Source organism: Arthrobacter sp. TB 23 (assembly GCF_000294595.1).
Lineage (GTDB): Bacteria > Actinomycetota > Actinomycetes > Actinomycetales > Micrococcaceae > Arthrobacter_D.
Map to the genome: position 1 here is coordinate 1 of NZ_ALPM01000110.1, position 16,605 is coordinate 16,605.

The window sequence follows — 16,605 nt, forward strand, 5'->3', positions numbered from 1 at the left end:
CCAGCCAGCAGCGCCGCGCCGGGGGTGGACCAGGCCAGGGTGATCGGAAGCCGGTAGACGGTGGAGAGCAGGATCATTCCGGCGCCGAAGATGACAGTCAACGCAAGGAGCCCCGACGCAGCCTGCTGCTCGGTGGCGCCAGCCGCCCGCAAGCCGGCCAGCACCACCGCGAATGACGAGGTGAAACCAACCAGTGCGGTCACCACTCCGGCGAGCACTGGTTCCCGGAGGGTCGGGTGTGTTGCGGTGGGCGGCACGGGTGTGGTCTCGCAATCTGTGCGGCTGGTCGAAGACGTCCCGAAAACAACAGTTCTGTATACGGAACGCTGTTATCCTAGCCGGAGGAGGCCTTCAATGACCACTAGATCCACCCCCGATCGGCTGACCGCAGTGGGACGGACCATCAGGACGCTACGTTCAGAGCAGGGCCTCTCCCTGACGGGTTTGGCGGCGCAGGCCGGGATCGGCAAGGGAACGCTATCCGAGCTGGAGACCGGGCAACGCAACCCCACGCTCGAAACGCTGTATGCACTGGCCGCGCCATTGCACGTGCCGCTCGCGGTGCTCCTCGGCGAGGAACCGGGTGCGGAGGCCAGCGACGAAGCGGTCAGCGCTCGGCTGATGGGCATCCGCCATCACGACGACGGCGGCATCACCGAGGTGTACTGGCTCACCATTGCGCCGGACGGTTCGCGGGTGTCACCCCCGCACGGCCCGGGCGTCGTCGAACACCTGCTGGTGGTCCGCGGCAGTGCGAGGGTGGGCCGCGCCGCCGAGGAACTCACGATCACGGCCGGTGAGTCTCATTCGTGGCGCAGCGACGATCACCACTCCTACACCGCAGCAGGAGAGGGCGCCGTAGCGGTCCTGACCATCAGCTCACCGCCGCCCGGCTAAAACAAGGCCCGGCTAAGGCAGCGCCCGGCTAAGGGCCACTACAGCAGGACACCCGTCCGCGCGGTGCACAATCCAATAAACGCACCCAGCTCCTCAAGCTGTTCTGGCCGGGACGGTAAATGGTGGGTGAGTTCGGGGGAGCGGATCACGACTGCCCGCCATTGCCCCCGCGATACTGCAACGTTGATCCGGTTGCGGTTCAGCAAGAAGCCGATCCCTCGCGGCGCCTCGGCTGCGGCGGAGCAGGCCATCGAGACGAGGACCACCGGGGCTTCCTGACCCTGAAACCTGTCGACGGTTCCCACCCTGACACCGCTCAGGCCAGCTGCCGCAAGGTGGTCCTGGATCAGCTGGACCTGCGCGTTATACGCAGCCACCACCAGGATGTCTTCCGGCTCCAGGGGGCGCGGCAGCTCATCCGCCCCGCCGGTCCACGACAGTCCCAGGTGGCGGTGGACCTGAAGGACTACCTCGCCGGCCTCCTCGGGTGCTGAAGTAGTTCTCCCGGTGTGCGCCACCGCGATGCATTCCACCCCTGCTGGAGGTCCGTCGAGGAATCGTTGGGTAGCCGCCGGCGCCGACTCGAGTTTCCCGTCGTACGACAGCTGGGATACCGCTGCACAGAGGTCGGGGTGCATCCGCCAACTGTCGGCCAGGAAGTAGCCCAGCTCGGGCGAGAGCGTGGCGTGGCCTGCCGAAAGCCAGCCCAGCGCCGACGTGTCCACCGGTTCGGGGTGGGTTCCCTGGGTGACCTGCGGGAGCTGCTGCGGATCGCCGAGCAACAACAGCCGCGAGGCGGCACGGGAAACGGCCAGCGTATTGGCCAGCGAGTATTGCCCGGCTTCGTCGATGACCAGCAGATCCAGTGAGCCAGGCGGAACCTTGCTTCCCGTCATGGTCCAGGCGGTGCCGCCGACCAGCGCTCCACCCGGAGAATCCAGAAGCGTCGCAACGCCGTCGTCGGTGGCATGCGACCAGGGTGCGTGGGGATCCTTGGTCTTCTTCGCGGTGCGCTCGGCCGGGACGCCCGCGGCCAGGGCCCGCCGGATCAGGTGCTCCACCACCTTGTGGGACTGCCCCACCACACCCACCTTCCAGCCGCGCGCCACGAGGGCCGCGATGACGTGGGAGCCGACATAGGTCTTTCCGGTGCCCGGGGGGCCCTGCACCGCCAGGTAGGAGTTGTCCAGGGCGGTCACGGCTTCGGTGATGGCGGTGACGTAGTCGCCGTCGACCACCACCGGCAGGGCCCGCAGACCAGACAGCGTGGGGCTGGCCCGACGCAGCACTTCCAGGCCGGGGCTGAGGGGAAGGCCGGGCAGGGCAGAGCCCACCTGGTGGGCCAGTTCGGACAGGGCGGCGCGGATGGTTTTTGTGGCGATGGGCTGATCGGGGGTCAACGCGACGGGAACCTGACTGTATTCGGCGCCGTTTTTCCTGAGCTTTTCCCGGACCTCCAGCACATCCCTGACCCCGTCGTGGTCCCGGCGGATCACTTCGGTGCCGAACCAGCCAGCCCTGAGCGAGGTCCCAGCATCCTCGGCTGCCAGGTCGTCAGGCAACGGCTGGTCATACATGCGGAACAGGGACTTGCCCGGCTCGAAGTCCGACCCCTCGGCGGCTACTCCGGACAACCGGAGGGTGCGGACCGGGTTGCTGCGGGGGGTGGGCTTTTCCCAGTCGGTGAGCACCTCGGCCCGCTGCACCACGAAAACGTTCCGGGTGTCCGCCCAGTCCTCGACAGCCCTGTCCAGCCGGTCAAAGTGCTCCCACCAGAACTGCTTGTCTTCGCGGCGGTGATAGCCCACCGCGGCGGCGACCATCGCCACCGCCTGCTCGTCGTCGGTGAGCGCGCGGGTGGTCGGTAAGCTCTCCAGATAGTCCAGGAGCCGGGTTTCCTCAGGGCTGGGCTCCGCCAACTCGCCCGGAAGGTCAGCCCGCGGAGCGGGGTGAGCGGCTATGCCCCGCTCCGCGGCACGGTCCAGTAGCCAGTTACGCAGGCGCAGGGTCGACAGGCAGTCGTACTCGTTGTAGTCGCGGATCCCGGCCAGGATCTCGGCGGCCAGGGCGTCGTTCCCGGAATCCCGTGCCGTGCAATAGTCGGCATAGGCAACCACTGATGCTCCGGCGTCGGTCACGTCCCCGCTGCGCAGGTGCTCGCCCATGTAGAGGGGCTCAAGCTTCTTGATGCTGTAGGAGTGCTCCGAAATGCGCAGGCTGTGGCGCACCGTCTCGTAGAGGTCCACCAGAACGCCCTCCCGGAGCAGGGTGTCCACGGCGTCCTCGCCCACCACATGGGCGAGCGACAGGTTGCGTAGCGCCGTCTTCTCATAGGAGGCGTAATGGTAGATGTGCAGGTCGGGGTACAGGGCGCGGCGCCGCGCAACGTATTCCAGGAAGTCGGTGAAGGCATGACGTTCCTCGACGCGCGAGTGGGCCCACAGCGGCAGGAACGGCGGAGGGTCGCCGGCACGGTCCGGGTTCTCGACGACGCCGAACAGGTACTCCAGCCCCCACCGTCCGGCGCTGTCCTGCCACAGGGGGTCGCCCTCGAAATCAAAGAAGATGTCGCCCTGGCTCGGCGCCGGGAGCGTGGCCAGCGTGTGATCGGGAAGTACCCGGTAGCTCAGTGTGGTGGGCACGCCGTCCTTGCCGGTGTACTCGACGCTGCCATCAGGGTGGGCGGTACCGGTCTGCATGCGGGCCTGGTCACGGAGCCGGAGCAGGCTCTTGTCCGTCGCGGGAACCTCCATGGCAGCGAGCTGGTCAATGGTCCTGATGTTGATCTCGTGCAGCTTCGCCCGACGGGTGGTGCTCATCCCGCCCACCAGCAGCAGGTCCCGGGTCTCGGCGACTTTCAGCTGGCAGTAGTTGCAGCGGCCGCAGGAAGAATGCGTGGGGCTGTCCCACAGCACCGGCTCGGGCTGGCTGCGGTGGGTGTCGATCAGGCGCAGGAACCGGTCGCGGCGCTCGCGAAACACGGGCAGGATGTCCGACAGGCTGTGGACGCTATGGGCGCCGTTGCCCAGGACCAGGGTGACCTCGGGTGCCGTGGGGATGCCCGCCGCGAGCAGCTGGTCGCCGTAGGCCGCCAACTGCAGGAGTGCGCTCACCTTCGCGTGGCGGGCTAGTTTCGTGTCCCACACCGCATAGGAGCCTTCGGCGGTTTTCACCAGGAAATCGGATCTGCCATGGAACTGGCCGTCGAAGAACGCGGCCTGAAAGACGACGTCGGCGCCCGACCGGAGTGCGGCTATCGATTCCCGGTGCTTGGTTTCCAGCAGGGCACGTTCCATGCCCGCAGCGGGTACGACGTCGTACACGCCAGTCCCGGCAGCCGGATTCCACGATCCGTGCTCGGCCATCAGGGCGTCAAGGACCTTGCGTTCATGAACGTCACCCAGGACGGCGGTGCGCTCCAGCATGGCGTCGACGTCGAACTCCGGTTTGGTGGAGCGGCCCAGCTTCTCGTCGAGGACGGAGAGCAGCCGGTACTCACATTCGGCGGCAGTCATCAGATCGGTGGCCGAAAAAACCAGGTCCGGCAATGCACCGGGGACCGTCGGGTCGAGAAGAAACACTGTGCCTCCCAGCGGCTGCAACCTTGGAGCTGTTCACGGTATCAGGACGCTCTCAGCTAACCATTTCCCCCTGACAGTTTGGCGGGCGGCCCGGTCGGGTGTGACATGTCCAACGCCAGTCCGGTGGGGTCCGGCGGGCCGGGCTGCGGTAATTTGGAAGGACCGACCCCTTTGGAGAAACCGATGAGCCCCCGCATCCTGTTCCGCACCGTCGCCGTTGCCGAGGCGCTGACCTGGGCCTTCCTGCTCCTGGCGATGTTCCTCAAATACGTCACCCAGACAACCGAGGCGCTCATCTCGCCAGCGGGCGGGATCCACGGCTTCGTGTTCCTCGTGTTCGTGGTGGTCACCATCTTCGTCTGGGTGAACCAGCGCTGGTCACCCAAGGTGGGGCTGCTCGGACTGCTCTCCGCAGTGGTGCCGCTCGCGTCGGTCGTGTTCGACCAGACCATGGAACGCCGCGGGAAGCTCGACGGCGGCTGGCGGCTCGCTCCCGGAGCTGACACCCCGCGCGGCCCAATCGAACAGCTGCAGGCCTGGGTGCTGCGCAAACCGCTGATCGCCGCCGTGGTGTCGGTGGCAGGCATCGCCGTGGTCTTCGCCGCCCTGCTCGTCATCGGCCCGCCGGTCCCCAGCAGCTAGTAAGTTGATACCACACCACTTCACCGATAGGCGGGCATGACCAGCACACCCCAGACGCCCGACGACGACCGGTTCTTCCTGCACGAAGGCAGGAAATGGCGCCGCGCCGATCCGACGCTGCCCGACGACGTCGAGAAGCAGCTGCTGTCCCAACTGGGCCGAGGCCGCTCGGCAGTCAACAAATACCGCAAGGCCAAACAGGAACCCAAGGTGAAGGACGCGCGACGCCGCGTGCAGCTCGCCAAGGAGGGCCTCGGTGAGCGCGGCACCCCCTGGTGGGAGCAGTCACCCGCCGAACGGCAGAAACGCTGGGAAAAAGCCCTGAAGGCCCTCGACGACCTGAGGACTCCCGACGAACCCGCAGCGGACGCCGCACCAGCCAAGGAACCAGCCAAGGCCTCACCCCAGGCCGCACCCCAGGATGGGCCGGCCAAGGACAGCTAGCGGGTCCGGGTTTTCGCCGGGGCGTTGTGGCCGGCGCAGATCCACCGCACCGAGCCGCCAGCGATCCTGGCCCTGAGGAGTTCCTCGGTCTGCCGGGCCTGTGCCGCGTCGCTGATCGTGAGCCGGTAGAACTGCCTGAGCTCACCGTGTGTGGAGACGGATACCGCGTCGCCCGAGAAGAGCACCTCACCGAACTGGAACGCCATGTGCCCGGGGGTGTGGCCCGGCGTCGGGAAGGCCACGAGGCCGTCGAAGATGCTCTGCTCGCCGGTCAGTTCGGTCACCCGCGCCGGATAGTCGGTGGGGAAGACCCTGGCCAGGAAGCGTCTGAAACGGGTTGGTGGCGGCACGTCGCCGCGCAGGATCGCCGCGTCCTCGGCGCCGAGCCAGACCGGCACTCCCAGGGTCTGCTGCAAACGTTTCGCCACCCGGGTGTGATCGGCGTCGTAGTGAGTCAGCAGAATGTCAGTGACCGGGCCAATGACCGGCTCCGCGTCCCGCAGCTCGTCGAGCAACCGGGCATACCCGCCCGGCATGCCCGGGTCGATGATCGCTGTGGACCCGTTGGCGCTGACCAGATACCCGTTTGCACCCTTCGAATTTTCGAGCTGGTAGCAATTCGGAGCGATCAGTCGCATGGGGGGATCCTCGTTCTTTCCTCTAGTAGTTCAAGGATATGGCGATAGTCCTCCCCGGTGGCCCGGGTCATCCCCAGTTCGCAGGTGCGGTTGCACGAGGCGTGGGCCGCGGCGTTGAAGCCGGCAACATCGACGGCTTGCCGGCTCGTGGCGGACGCGGTGAGCTCGGGGTGAAGCATCCCGCGGTCACCGGCGAAGGCGCAGCACCCCCATGTTTCAGGGACCAGCACTTCACTCGCGACGACGCCGGCCACCGCCTCCAGAGCCGGATTCAGGCCCAGCCGCGTCGAGGAACAGGTGGGATGCAGTGCCAGCGACTCGAGCGGTTCGACGGCACCCAGCAGGGGCAGCACCCGGTCGGCCACAAACTGCACTGCATCCAGAACTACCAGCGGTGGCCGGCTGGACGCCTCCAGTTCACGAGAGGCCTGTTCAAGCGCGCCGTTGAGCCCCTCTGTGCAGGAGGAGGCGTCGCAGACGATCGGGAGCTCGCCGTCGTGCGTGGCTTCCCGCAACGCTGCGACAGTCTTCGCCCGCATCGTCGCCTCACCGGCGGCCATGCCCTTCGACGACCACGGCGTCCCGCAGCACAGCCCGTCAATCCCAGCCGGTACCAGCAGTGAAAGCCCCGCGCGCTCGCAGAGCAACGCGAAACTCGTCTGCACTCCCGAACCGGTCCCGGCCGGCCCGAACATCGTCCCGACGCAGGCCGGAAAGTACACGGCGTCGGGTGCTGCGGTGGGGGTGGGCCGGGCCCGCCGCCCCCCGCCCGACGGCAGCTCGGCAGAATACAGGGGCACCGTGTCGTGCCCCAGCACCGCCCGGGCCAGCCGGTTCGCCGGGACGACGACGGCGTCGGGAACCTTCGCTGCGGCGTCGAGTACCAGCCCACCGCCGCGCGTGACCAGGTTCCACCGGTGCGCTGCCCCGCCCCACGCCAGGTTTGCGGCTCGTCCGGCACCGTCGCGGCGCAGCCGTTTGACCAGCGACCCCGTGTTGATTTCCACCGGGCACGCGGTCTGGCACATGCCGTCGACGGCGCAGGTCTGGACCGATTCGTAGTCGTAATCGTCCTCGAGCCGCGCCGCCAAGCCGGGGTCGCCGTCGAGCCGTGCCTGCTCGATGGCGCGCAGGGTCACGATGCGTTGGCGTGGGGTAAGGGTGATGTCCTTGCTGGGGCAGACCGGCTCGCAGAAGCCGCAGGAGACGCAGCGGTCCACCTCGGGAGCCACCGGTGGCGCGGTCTTGATATGGCGGAGGTGGGCCTCCGGGTCGTCGTCGAGGATGATTCCCGGGTTGAGCATGCCGGCCGGGTCGAACAACTGCTTGAGTTCACGCATGATCGAGTACAGCTCATCACCGTACTGCCGGCGGACGTACGGCGACATCATGCGGCCGGTGCCATGCTCGGCCTTCAGCGACCCGTTCTCGCCCAGCACCAGATCCACCATGTCCTCGGTAAATGCCCGGTACCGCTCCAGCTCTTCGGGGGCAGCGAACCGGTCGGTGAGCATGAAATGGATGTTGCCGTCCTTGGCATGCCCGAAAATCACGCTGTCGCTGTAACGGTGCTCGCCGAACAGCCTGGTCAGTTCGGTGCAGGTGCGCGCCAGCGCCGGGACGGGGACCACCACATCCTCCAGCAGGGCGGTGGTGCCCGGCGGTCTGGCCCCCGACACCGACGCATAGAGGCCCTTGCGGAGTTGCCACAGGCTCGCCCGGGCCGCCGGGTCGGAGCTGAAACGGGCAGGTTCGCTCAGCCCGAGACCTGCGAGCAGCCGCGGCTGGTCGCCCTGCAGATCGTCGAGTTCAGCCGCCGACGACGCCGAATACTCCACCAGGAGCGCGCAGTGCTGCAGAATGTTGAGGCCGCGGACGACGTCGGGAGCCCCCGTCAGGGTCTGGCCCACCTTCAGGGAGACGGCGTCCATCAGCTCGGCGGTCGCCGCTCCCGAATCGACCAGGGCGGGCAGGGCTGCAGTCGCGGTTTCCAGGTCCGGGAACACCAGCAGGCCCGTCGCCGCGAACGCCGGGCGGGGAATGGTGCGGAACACCGCCTCGGCGATGAAGCCCAGGGTGCCCTCGCTGCCCACAATCAGATGGGCCAGCATGTCGGCGGGGGTGTTGAAGTCGAGCAGGGAGTTCAGCCCGTACCCCATGGTGTTCTTCATTGAGAACTGGTGGCGCACCGTCCGCACGGACGCGGGGTTGTCCCGCAGCCGTGCGGATAGGCGCAGCAACCCGTCAAAGAGGTCAGGTTCCAGGGCCCGTAACCTGGGGTTCGCGTCGGCGGCCGCGGTGTCGACGACGGTGCCGCTGGGCAACACCACCGTCACCGACTCGAGGGTCCGATAGGCGTTGTCCGTGGTGCCGCAGTTCATTCCCGACGAGTTGTTAGCCACCACCCCGCCGATGGTGCACGCCGCTTCGCTGGCGGGGTCCGGGCCGAACTTCCGCCCATACCGGGCCAGCCGGGCATTGAGTGCCCTCACAGTGACACCCGGCTGGACCCGCACCCGGGCGCCGTCGTCGAGCACCTCGATCTCCCGGAAGTTCCTGCGCACGTCGACCAGCACGCTGTCGGTGACGGCCTGCCCGCTGAGGCTGGTGCCTCCCGAGCGGAGGGTCAACGGAAGGCCCTGCGCGGCGCTGGCCCGCAGCAAGGCCCCCACCTCGGCAGCGTCGGAGGGCACCACCACCGCCTGGGGGATGAGCAGGAAGTGCGAGGCGTCGTGGGCGTTGGCGTGCAGGTCGATGGCGCGGGTCTTGACCTGCCCCGGGTCGGCGACTGCCGCACGCAGGGCGTCGAGCATCCGCGGCGCCGGCCGGGTACTCAGTGCTTCGCCTTGTACTGCACCGGTTCGGGCAGTCCCGCCTGGCGACGGATGCCGGCCGACAGCCGTTCGATCGATTTCAGGGCGCTGGTGAGGTCGTCGACCCCCACGGGGAAGGGCATGTTGTGGATGGTCTCGCCGGGCACGGTTGCCGCTTCGGCTACCCGCCGCAGGTCCTCGTCGTCGTCGGTGGACAGGCCTATCTCGGTCAGCGTGTTCGGCAGCCCCACCCGGGTGGTGAATTCGACGAAGTCCCGGATGTCGGCGCTGGGTGCGCCCTCGAGGACCAGTTGGGTGAGGGACCCGATGTTGACTTTCTGCCCGTGCGCCAGGCCGTGGGTCTGGTTGGCGGCGGTCAGCCCGTTGTGGATGGCGTGGGCGGCGGCCAGCCCGCCGGACTCGAACCCGAGCCCGGACAGCAGCGTGTTGGCCTCCACCACCTTTTCCAGGGCGGGGGTGACCACGTTGTCGCGGACGGCGTCGAGCGCCGGGAGCGCGTTTTCCCACAGCACGTCCCAGGACAGCCGGGCCAGGGCGGTGCCGGTCACGGTGGGCAGGCCACCGGCCATGGTGTTGGCGAAGGACTGGCTGGTGGCCCGGGCCTCCAACCAGGTGGCGAGGGCGTCGCCCACCCCTGCGGCGAGGAACGACGCCGGCGCGTTGGCGACCAGCTGCGTGTCCACCAGCACCAGGTCCGGGTTACGGGGGAAGAAGCGGTACTCCTCGAAGACGCCGTCGTCCGTGTAGATCACCGACAGGGCAGAGGTGGGTGCATCGGTGGAGGCGACGGTGGGGACGGTGACCCAGCGGATCCCCGCCGCGAAGCCCGACGCTTTGACCGCGTCGATGGTGCTGCCGCCGCCCACTGCCACGATCACGTCGGCCTGGTGCTCGGAGATCAGGGCGGTCAATCGGTTGACCTCGTTGGCGCTGGGGACCCCGCCGAACCCCACCCGGGTGGTCGGTAGGTTGGCGGCAGTCATGGAGGCTTCGACGTCGTGCGCTACGAAACCCCAGACCAGATCGTCCGCCACGATCAACGGCTTGCTGCCCAGCGGCGTGAGGAATTCGCCCACCCGGTGGATGGCGCCTTTGCCCTGGACGTACCGGGCCGGGCTGATCATGGTGCGGACCTGCATCGGACTACTCATCTCAATCTCCTTCGATAGAGGGTTGTTCCACTGCCAGCGTAGGCGTGCAACGCCTGACGGGCACCACGCATTCTCACAAGGCGAGAACCGAAGTTGGAGGCTGCGGTGATTAACGGCAGACTGCTGGAAACACGAGCCCCATCCCACGACCCAAAGGCAGGCCCGCAATGATCTTCATCGTCGTCAAATTCAACGTCAAACCTGACTGGACCGACCGGTGGCTCGACCTCACCCGCCAATTCACCGAATCCACCCGCAACGAGCCGGGGAACCTGTGGTTCGACTGGTCGCGCAGCGTCGAGAACCCCAACGAGTTCGTCCTGGTCGAAGCGTTCCAGGACGACGCCGCCGGGGACCACGTCAACAGCGCCCACTTCCAGCAGGCGATGAAGGACATGCCGCAGGCACTCGTGGAGACCCCGCAGATCATCAGCGAGAAGATCGCCGCCGACGGTTGGGGTCGCATGGGTGAGCTGACCGTCGAGTAGGTTGCCCCTGGCTTGACGGACCGGCGAAGATGGGGGCATGGGACGCAACGATGCTCTTACCGGTATGGCTTCGGTGCAGAAGGCCTTTGCGCTGCTCGACGTCGTTGCCGCCGACGAGCGTGGACTGTCCGCCAAGGAAATTGCGGCAGCCCTGGACATGCCGCTCCCCAGTGTGTACCGGCTCCTGAAAACCCTGGTGGAATCACGGCATCTGGTCCATTTGAAGGATGAGAGCCGCTACGCCCTCGGCTATAAACTGCATGCCCTGGATGCGTCGCTGCACCGCCAGATCGGCACGCCGTCGGCCGTTGCCAGGCTGGTACTCGAACTGCATTCGAGGGGCGACGCCGCCGCCTACTATGCGGTGCACCGCGGTGATCACATTGTGGTGGCCCACGTGGTGGATTCCCCGACCCGGCGACGCATCACCCCCATGGGCTTCGGCTTCAACGACGCCGCGCACGCCACCGCCTTCGGAAAGATCCTCCTCGCCGGGATGGACCCCACGCGGCGGCGGGCGTTCCTGACCAGGCAGGGGCTGCCCGCCATGACGTCCAATACCATCAGGACCCGCGACGACCTGGAGCGGGAACTGGAGAAGGTCAGCGCGGGTGGCATCGCCGTCGAGCGCGAAGAGTTCATGATCGGGTCATCCTGCCTGGGTGCGCCGGTGCGGAACGCGGCCGGGCAGATCGTGGGATCCGTTGCGGTTTCCCTCGACGCCGCGGACTTTGATCGGCGGTCCGGGCAGATCGCCGTGCTGCTGCGTGACACGGCCGACAAGGTGGGCCGCGCGCTCCGGGCCACCTCGGTGTTACCGCAGCGTCAATAGATTCTCGATAGCATCAAGCTATGGAGAACCAGTCCCAGTTGTGGGGTGTCATCACTGAGGTGCTGACGTGGGTGGGGCTGGTACCGGGGATTCTGTTGATCCTGGTCGCCTGGATTATCCGTACCTCCCAACTCGGCTGGACCGCCACTGACGCAGTGGTTTTCGTCTCCGGGGAGGGCATCGGCTATCGCTGGCATGACCAGGAATACGAGATCCGGGAGACCCTGTTCTCTTTCAGGGAGGGCAAGGACCTGGTGCCGGGCACCGAATTTATCCTCTACTACAACCGGCGGGACCCTGACGAGTACTCCCTGAGCGAACCGGTACCGCCAGCGCACTCGCTCAGGATCCTGGGCTGGGTCCTGACCGGGATTGGCGCGGCGGCCGCGGTGGTGGGGTTTGTGCTGATCTTCGTGTGATGTGCCGAGGGTGGGGTCCCGTGCCGGGGCCCNCCCGCCAGGTTTACAGGGCCGGCAGCTTTACAGGGCCGACGTCGCCAGCTGCTCCGCGATGTACTCCGCCTGCCGGATCGCCAGCGCCACGATGGTGAGGGTCGGGTTGGCTGCCGCGCCGGTGGTGAATTGCGAACCGTCCGACACGAACAGGTTCTTCACGTCGTGGGTCTGACCCCACTGATTGACGACGCCGTCTTCCGGACGCTCGCTCATCCGCGCCGTTCCCATGTTGTGGGTCGCCGGGTACGGCGGGGTGTGGTGCGAGGACAACGCGCCCACCGCCTCGTAGAGCAGCGACGCCTGCTGGTAGCCGTGATTGCGCATCGCTGTGTCGTTGGGGTGGTCATCGAAATGCACATTCGGCACGGGCAGTCCCAGCCGGTCCGTCACACTGGTGTTCAACGTGACCCGGTTGGTTTCCTGCGGCATGTCCTCGCCGACAATCCACAACCCGGCTGTGTTTTCGTAGTCGTCGAGCAGTGACGCGAAGTTCGGTCCCCAGGCTCCGGGGTCCGCGAAGCTGGCCAGGAACGCCGGGCCCAACGCGATGGTTTCCAGATAGTAGCCACCCGAGAAGCCGCGGTCCACGTCGTGCCGGGACTCGTCAGCCACTAGACCGGCCATCGTTTCCCCGCGGTACATGTGAACCGGTTTGTCGAACTTGGCGTACACCGAGCCGGTGGTGTGGCGCATGTAGTTGCGGCCCAGCTGGCCGGATGAATTGGCCAGCCCATCAGGGAACAGGGGAGACCCAGAGAGCAGCAGCAGGCGCGGCGTCTCGATCGAGTTTCCAGCCACCGCCACGAGGCGGGCCTGCTGGCGTTGGAGGTTCCCGGCGTCGTCGATGTACATGACGCTGTCCACGGTGCCTTCGGGGGTGTGGGTGATTTGCACGGCGTGGCAGTTGGGGCGGAGGTCCAGTTTCCCCGTGCGCAGCGCCTTGGGGATTTCGGACACCAGAGTGGACCATTTGGACTTGTTCTTGTCGCCCTGGAAGTTGAAGCCGTCCTGGATAGAGGCGGGCCGGCCGTCATAGGGTTCGGCGTTGGTGCCGTACGGGCCGGTGGCGTAATGCCGGTAACCGATCCGCTCGGCGCCGGCCGCGAGCACCTTGTAGTTGTTGTTGGCGGGCAACGCCGGCCGGCCGTGGCGGTGGGTGCTGCCGATCTTCTGCTCGGCCTTGTCGTAATACGGTGCCAGGTCGTCGAGGGTGATGGGCCAGTCCAGCAGGTTGGCGCCGTCGATCCGCCCGTAGGTGCTGCGGGTCTTGAACTCGTGGGCCTTGAACCGCGGGGTGGCGCCGGACCAGTGGGTGGTGGTGCCGCCCACCGCCTTCACCAGCCAGGCGGGCAGGTTGGGGAAGTCGCGCGCAATCCGCCAGGTGCCCGACGTCGTCCGCGGGTCCAGCCAGGCCATCTGGTTGAACGATTCCCACTCGTGGTTGATGTACTCGTCGTGTTTGATGTGGCCGCCCGCTTCGAGGACCACCACCTTGATGCCCTTCGCGGTAAGTTCGTGGGCGAGGGTGCCGCCGCCCGCGCCGGAGCCGATAATGACGACCACCGAGTCGTCGTCCAGGTCGAAGTGTGCGCTGTCAGAGTGCTCAGCTGTCTCGTTGCTCATATGGTCCGTCCTTCTTCAACTTTGTCCTGGCCCTTGAAGAGGTCCTCGACGGGCTCCTCGCCGGTGCTGTCTGCGGCGTCCCTGACCCGCTGCGGTGCCTGCTGCGCGATGTCGTAGCCGAGCGGCCCGATCTCGGTGAGCGGTTCGTCCGCCTCCTCGACCCGGGGGCTGGGAAGCCAGTCCAGATCATCGAATCCGCGGTGCAGGTAGCCGCCCTTGGAGAATGACTCGCCCTCGTAGCCGAAGACGTCCCAGACCTCGGGGTCGTCATAGAAGTTCAGGACGGTGGTCCGCCGGATGAAGCCGAAGAAGTCGAGGTCAGCGATGCGCTGCAGCACGGCGAGGGCGCGGTCATCGGAGAGGTCGAGGAAGTTCTCGCCGCCCTGCTGATTTAGCGTCAGCAGCCCCTGGGTCAGGGCCACCCTGAACCAGGTGGATTCGTTGGACTCGGCGATGATCTTGTCGGCCATCCGCTCGTACGGCCCGTCCGGGATCTTCGGGTGCGGGAACGCCACCCGGATAATCCGGACCAGGATCCGCCGGGCCTCCTGCGTGAGTTGAAGCTCATTGAGCGTCGAATACTTAGCGGGATACGCCATTGTTATCTCCCTTGGGTGGTGAGGTTGGGGACGAGGATGCCACGGCCGACCAGCTTGCCGCTGTCCAGGTCATGCATCGCCTGGACAGCGTCTTCGAGGTCGTACGTCTGGGTGTGCAGGGTGACCTGGCCCTGTGCGGTGAGGGTCATGAGTTCCACGAGGTCGAGGTAGGTGCCCACGAGGTTTCCCACGATGTTGATCTCCCGGGAAATGATCTCGATGGTGTCGATATTCACTGCCCCGCCGTAACCGATCGTGTAGTAGCTGCCCCGATTGCGCAGCACGTTCAGGCCGAGCGCTTCGGTGCCGTGCTCGCCGACGAAGTCGAAAACCACGTGCGCGCCGCCGCCGGTGATCTCGAGGAGCTTCCCGCCGTCGCCCGCCTGGGACAGGGTGTGGTCGGCGCCGAGCGCCGTCGCCAGCTCGAGCGCCTCCTCGGACGTGTCGACGACGGTGATCTGCGCCGAGGTAAGCGCCTTCAGGGACTGGATGCCGATGTGGCCCAGCCCGCCGCTTCCGATCACGACGGCGTGGGTTCCGGGGTGCAGCAGCGGTGCGGCTTTGCGGACCGCGTGATAGGCGGTGAGGCCGGCGTCGGCGAGGGCGGCGATGTCGGCGGGCCTGAGCGACGGGTCGAGTTTCACGACCGAGCGGGCGTTGGTCTTCATCATCTCGGCCATCCCGCCGTCGACGTTCAGGCCGGGGAAGGTGGAGTTTTCGCAGTGGGAGTCCTGGCCCTCGCGGCAGGCCAGGCACAGGCCGCAGGTGACGATGGGGTGCATGATCACGGTGTCGCCGGGCTGGACGTTGGTGACGGCGGAGCCCACCTCGCGGACCCACCCCGCGTTCTCGTGCCCGAGAATGTAGGGGAGTTTGGGGTGCTGGATGGCGTCCCATTGCCCCTCGATGACGTGCAGGTCGGTGCGGCACAGGCCCGCGGCGCCGATCTCGACGACGACGTCCCACGGACCGGTTGCCGTGGGTTCCGCCACGTCGTCGATCAGCGGGTCTTCCTGGTAGCGGTGTACCCGAACGGCTCTCATGGTCCTCCTCGGCGATGACGTCCGCAGGCAGGTTCCGACGGACTTCCGTCGCTCTCCCAGCGGTGAACGAGTGCTCATGCCAGTGTGCCCGGCGTCACATCGATACGGAAGGGGGCTTATCGCGGGGTGAGAATCCCGCTGCCGCGCTGCGAAGGTTCCGGTTGGGGTGGGCTGACGGCCCAGAAAAGTGGCCGACCCGCATTGCAGCGGTGGGGCCACCACTAGCCTGCGGGGCCGCCACTTTTCCGGGGCGCCACGCTAGTGTGTACGACTGTATACAGTATTCTTGCGTTTCGGGATATGATGGGTTCAAAGGCGTAACCAATCCTGGAAGGGATACTAGCAATGACTGCTGTCGACACATTCGGTTCCAAAGACGTACTCGAGGTAGCGGGAGCTGAGTATCAGATCTTCCGCCTCGACGCTGTAGAGGGATCAGAGAAGCTTCCCTACAGTCTCAAGGTGCTCCTGGAGAACCTGCTCCGCACCGAGGACGGCGCCAACATCACGGCCGACCACGTGCGTGCCCTGGCCAACTGGGACCCCGAAGCTGAGCCCGACACCGAAATCCAGTTCACCCCGGCCCGCGTGATCATGCAGGACTTCACCGGTGTGCCCTGCGTCGTCGACCTCGCCACCATGCGCGAGGCAGTTGTCGAACTCGGTGGAGACCCCAAGCGCGTCAACCCGCTGGCGCCGGCCGAACTGGTCATTGACCACTCGGTGCAGATCGACGTTTTCGGGAACGCCAACGCACTCGAGCGCAACATGGACATCGAGTACCAGCGCAATGGCGAGCGGTACCAGTTCCTGCGCTGGGGTCAGACCGCGTTCGATGACTTCCTGGTGGTGCCGCCCGGCATGGGCATTGTCCACCAGGTCAACCTCGAGTACCTGGCCCGCACGGTGATGACCCGTGAGGTCACCACCGACGGCACCACCGCCCTGCAGGCCTACCCCGACACCTGCGTCGGCACCGACTCGCACACCACCATGGTCAACGGGCTCGGCGTCCTCGGCTGGGGGGTCGGCGGCATCGAAGCCGAGGCTGCCATGCTGGGCCAACCCGTGTCCATGCTGATCCCTCGGGTGGTGGGCTTCAAGCTCACCGGTGAGATCCCCGCCGGCGCCACCGCGACCGACGTCGTGCTCACCATCACCGAGAAGCTGCGCAAGCACGGCGTCGTCGGCAAGTTCGTCGAGTTCTACGGCGAAGGCGTCAGCGCTGTGCCCCTGGCCAACCGCGCCACCATCGGCAACATGAGCCCGGAGTTCGGCTCCACCGCTGCCATGTTCCCAATCGACGAAGTCACCATGGACTACCTGCGGCTGACCGGCCGCTCGGAGGAGAACCTGGCACTGGTCGAGGCCTACGCCA

The 16,605-nt window shown here is 66.8% G+C and carries 15 protein-coding genes; 7 read left to right on the forward strand and 8 right to left on the reverse strand.

Annotation, left to right across the window (positions count from 1 at the left end):
* Nucleotides 1-257 (reverse strand): benzoate/H(+) symporter BenE family transporter (locus B384_RS19155; protein ID WP_192813103.1); only part of this gene is annotated, 257 nt, incomplete at its 3' end.
* A 97-nt stretch (nucleotides 258-354) separates the two neighbouring features.
* Between B384_RS19155 and B384_RS0114815 the strand changes: the two genes are divergently transcribed.
* Complete coding sequence (locus B384_RS0114815) at nucleotides 355-897, forward strand: XRE family transcriptional regulator (RefSeq protein ID WP_019483886.1); 543 nt, start codon at nucleotides 355-357, stop codon at nucleotides 895-897.
* 38 nt (nucleotides 898-935) lie between these two features.
* On the opposite strand, the gene B384_RS0114820 is transcribed toward B384_RS0114815, so the two are convergent.
* On the reverse strand, nucleotides 936-4,478 hold the full coding sequence (locus B384_RS0114820; RefSeq protein WP_019483887.1) for a TM0106 family RecB-like putative nuclease: 3,543 nt from the start codon (nucleotides 4,476-4,478) through the stop codon (nucleotides 936-938).
* 183 nt (nucleotides 4,479-4,661) lie between these two features.
* On the opposite strand from B384_RS0114820, the gene B384_RS0114825 reads away from it, so the two are divergent.
* Together B384_RS0114825 and B384_RS19160 are read left to right on the forward strand one after the other, a co-directional pair.
* Complete coding sequence (locus B384_RS0114825) at nucleotides 4,662-5,120, forward strand: DUF3817 domain-containing protein (protein WP_019483888.1); 459 nt, start codon at nucleotides 4,662-4,664, stop codon at nucleotides 5,118-5,120.
* Between the two features lie 36 nt (nucleotides 5,121-5,156).
* Complete coding sequence (locus B384_RS19160; RefSeq protein ID WP_019483889.1) at nucleotides 5,157-5,564, forward strand: hypothetical protein; 408 nt, start codon at nucleotides 5,157-5,159, stop codon at nucleotides 5,562-5,564.
* On the opposite strand, the gene B384_RS0114835 is transcribed toward B384_RS19160, so the two are convergent.
* The 3 genes from B384_RS0114835 to B384_RS0114845 are packed head-to-tail and all read right to left on the reverse strand — an operon-like array spanning nucleotide 5,561 to nucleotide 10,187.
* Nucleotides 5,561-6,202, reverse strand: coding sequence for an MBL fold metallo-hydrolase (locus B384_RS0114835; RefSeq protein WP_019483890.1), 642 nt, complete (start codon nucleotides 6,200-6,202; stop codon nucleotides 5,561-5,563). The genes B384_RS19160 and B384_RS0114835 overlap by 4 nt on opposite strands.
* Entirely contained in the window at nucleotides 6,193-9,015 is a 2,823-nt protein-coding gene (locus B384_RS0114840; RefSeq protein WP_019483891.1) for an FAD-binding and (Fe-S)-binding domain-containing protein, read from the reverse strand. Before B384_RS0114840 ends, B384_RS0114835 begins: the two co-directional genes overlap by 10 nt.
* A gap of 20 nt (nucleotides 9,016-9,035) precedes the next feature.
* Entirely contained in the window at nucleotides 9,036-10,187 is a 1,152-nt protein-coding gene (locus tag B384_RS0114845; protein ID WP_026041211.1) for a glycerol dehydrogenase, read from the reverse strand.
* Between the two features lie 167 nt (nucleotides 10,188-10,354).
* Between B384_RS0114845 and B384_RS0114850 the strand changes: the two genes are divergently transcribed.
* From B384_RS0114850 to B384_RS0114860, 3 genes are read left to right on the forward strand one after another with little or no spacing between them, the layout of a single operon-like run.
* Entirely contained in the window at nucleotides 10,355-10,675 is a 321-nt protein-coding gene (locus tag B384_RS0114850) for a putative quinol monooxygenase (protein WP_019483893.1), read from the forward strand.
* A 37-nt stretch (nucleotides 10,676-10,712) separates the two neighbouring features.
* Entirely contained in the window at nucleotides 10,713-11,507 is a 795-nt protein-coding gene (locus B384_RS0114855) for an IclR family transcriptional regulator (RefSeq protein WP_019483894.1), read from the forward strand.
* A gap of 20 nt (nucleotides 11,508-11,527) precedes the next feature.
* The gene (locus B384_RS0114860) at nucleotides 11,528-11,926 is read left to right on the forward strand and encodes a hypothetical protein (RefSeq protein ID WP_019483895.1); all 399 of its coding nucleotides are present in this window, start codon (nucleotides 11,528-11,530) and stop codon (nucleotides 11,924-11,926) included.
* Nucleotides 11,927-11,986: 60 nt separating this feature from the next.
* Here B384_RS0114860 and B384_RS0114865 read toward each other — a convergent pair whose 3' ends face one another.
* Genes B384_RS0114865 through B384_RS0114875 form a run of 3 tightly spaced genes read right to left on the reverse strand, consistent with a single transcriptional unit; the run spans nucleotide 11,987 to nucleotide 15,227 of the window.
* Nucleotides 11,987-13,585 (reverse strand): GMC family oxidoreductase, encoded by a 1,599-nt coding sequence (locus B384_RS0114865; RefSeq protein ID WP_019483896.1) that lies wholly within the window; start codon nucleotides 13,583-13,585, stop codon nucleotides 11,987-11,989.
* Complete coding sequence (locus tag B384_RS0114870) at nucleotides 13,582-14,184, reverse strand: hypothetical protein (RefSeq protein ID WP_019483897.1); 603 nt, start codon at nucleotides 14,182-14,184, stop codon at nucleotides 13,582-13,584. Before B384_RS0114870 ends, B384_RS0114865 begins: the two co-directional genes overlap by 4 nt.
* Nucleotides 14,185-14,186: 2 nt before the next feature.
* Nucleotides 14,187-15,227 (reverse strand): NAD(P)-dependent alcohol dehydrogenase, encoded by a 1,041-nt coding sequence (locus tag B384_RS0114875; RefSeq protein WP_019483898.1) that lies wholly within the window; start codon nucleotides 15,225-15,227, stop codon nucleotides 14,187-14,189.
* A 345-nt stretch (nucleotides 15,228-15,572) separates the two neighbouring features.
* Here B384_RS0114875 and B384_RS0114880 point away from each other — a divergent pair.
* Nucleotides 15,573-16,605 (forward strand): aconitase family protein (locus tag B384_RS0114880; RefSeq protein ID WP_019483899.1); only part of this gene is annotated, 1,033 nt, incomplete at its 3' end.

What these genes read in the sequence shown, in the direction of transcription:
- B384_RS0114855 (WP_019483894.1), top strand. Translation starts at nt 10,713, where the DNA reads ATGGGACGCAACGATGCTCTTACCGGTATGGCTTCGGTGCAGAAGGCC.
- B384_RS0114870 (WP_019483897.1), bottom strand. Translation starts at nt 14,184, where the DNA reads ATGGCGTATCCCGCTAAGTATTCGACGCTCAATGAGCTTCAACTCACG.
- B384_RS19160 (WP_019483889.1), top strand. Translation starts at nt 5,157, where the DNA reads ATGACCAGCACACCCCAGACGCCCGACGACGACCGGTTCTTCCTGCAC.
- B384_RS0114840 (WP_019483891.1), bottom strand. Translation starts at nt 9,015, where the DNA reads ATGCTCGACGCCCTGCGTGCGGCAGTCGCCGACCCGGGGCAGGTCAAG.
- B384_RS0114875 (WP_019483898.1), bottom strand. Translation starts at nt 15,227, where the DNA reads ATGAGAGCCGTTCGGGTACACCGCTACCAGGAAGACCCGCTGATCGAC.
- B384_RS0114865 (WP_019483896.1), bottom strand. Translation starts at nt 13,585, where the DNA reads ATGAGCAACGAGACAGCTGAGCACTCTGACAGCGCACACTTCGACCTG.
- B384_RS0114815 (WP_019483886.1), top strand. Translation starts at nt 355, where the DNA reads ATGACCACTAGATCCACCCCCGATCGGCTGACCGCAGTGGGACGGACC.
- B384_RS0114825 (WP_019483888.1), top strand. Translation starts at nt 4,662, where the DNA reads ATGAGCCCCCGCATCCTGTTCCGCACCGTCGCCGTTGCCGAGGCGCTG.
- B384_RS0114835 (WP_019483890.1), bottom strand. Translation starts at nt 6,202, where the DNA reads ATGCGACTGATCGCTCCGAATTGCTACCAGCTCGAAAATTCGAAGGGT.
- B384_RS0114860 (WP_019483895.1), top strand. Translation starts at nt 11,528, where the DNA reads ATGGAGAACCAGTCCCAGTTGTGGGGTGTCATCACTGAGGTGCTGACG.
- B384_RS0114850 (WP_019483893.1), top strand. Translation starts at nt 10,355, where the DNA reads ATGATCTTCATCGTCGTCAAATTCAACGTCAAACCTGACTGGACCGAC.
- B384_RS0114845 (WP_026041211.1), bottom strand. Translation starts at nt 10,187, where the DNA reads ATGAGTAGTCCGATGCAGGTCCGCACCATGATCAGCCCGGCCCGGTAC.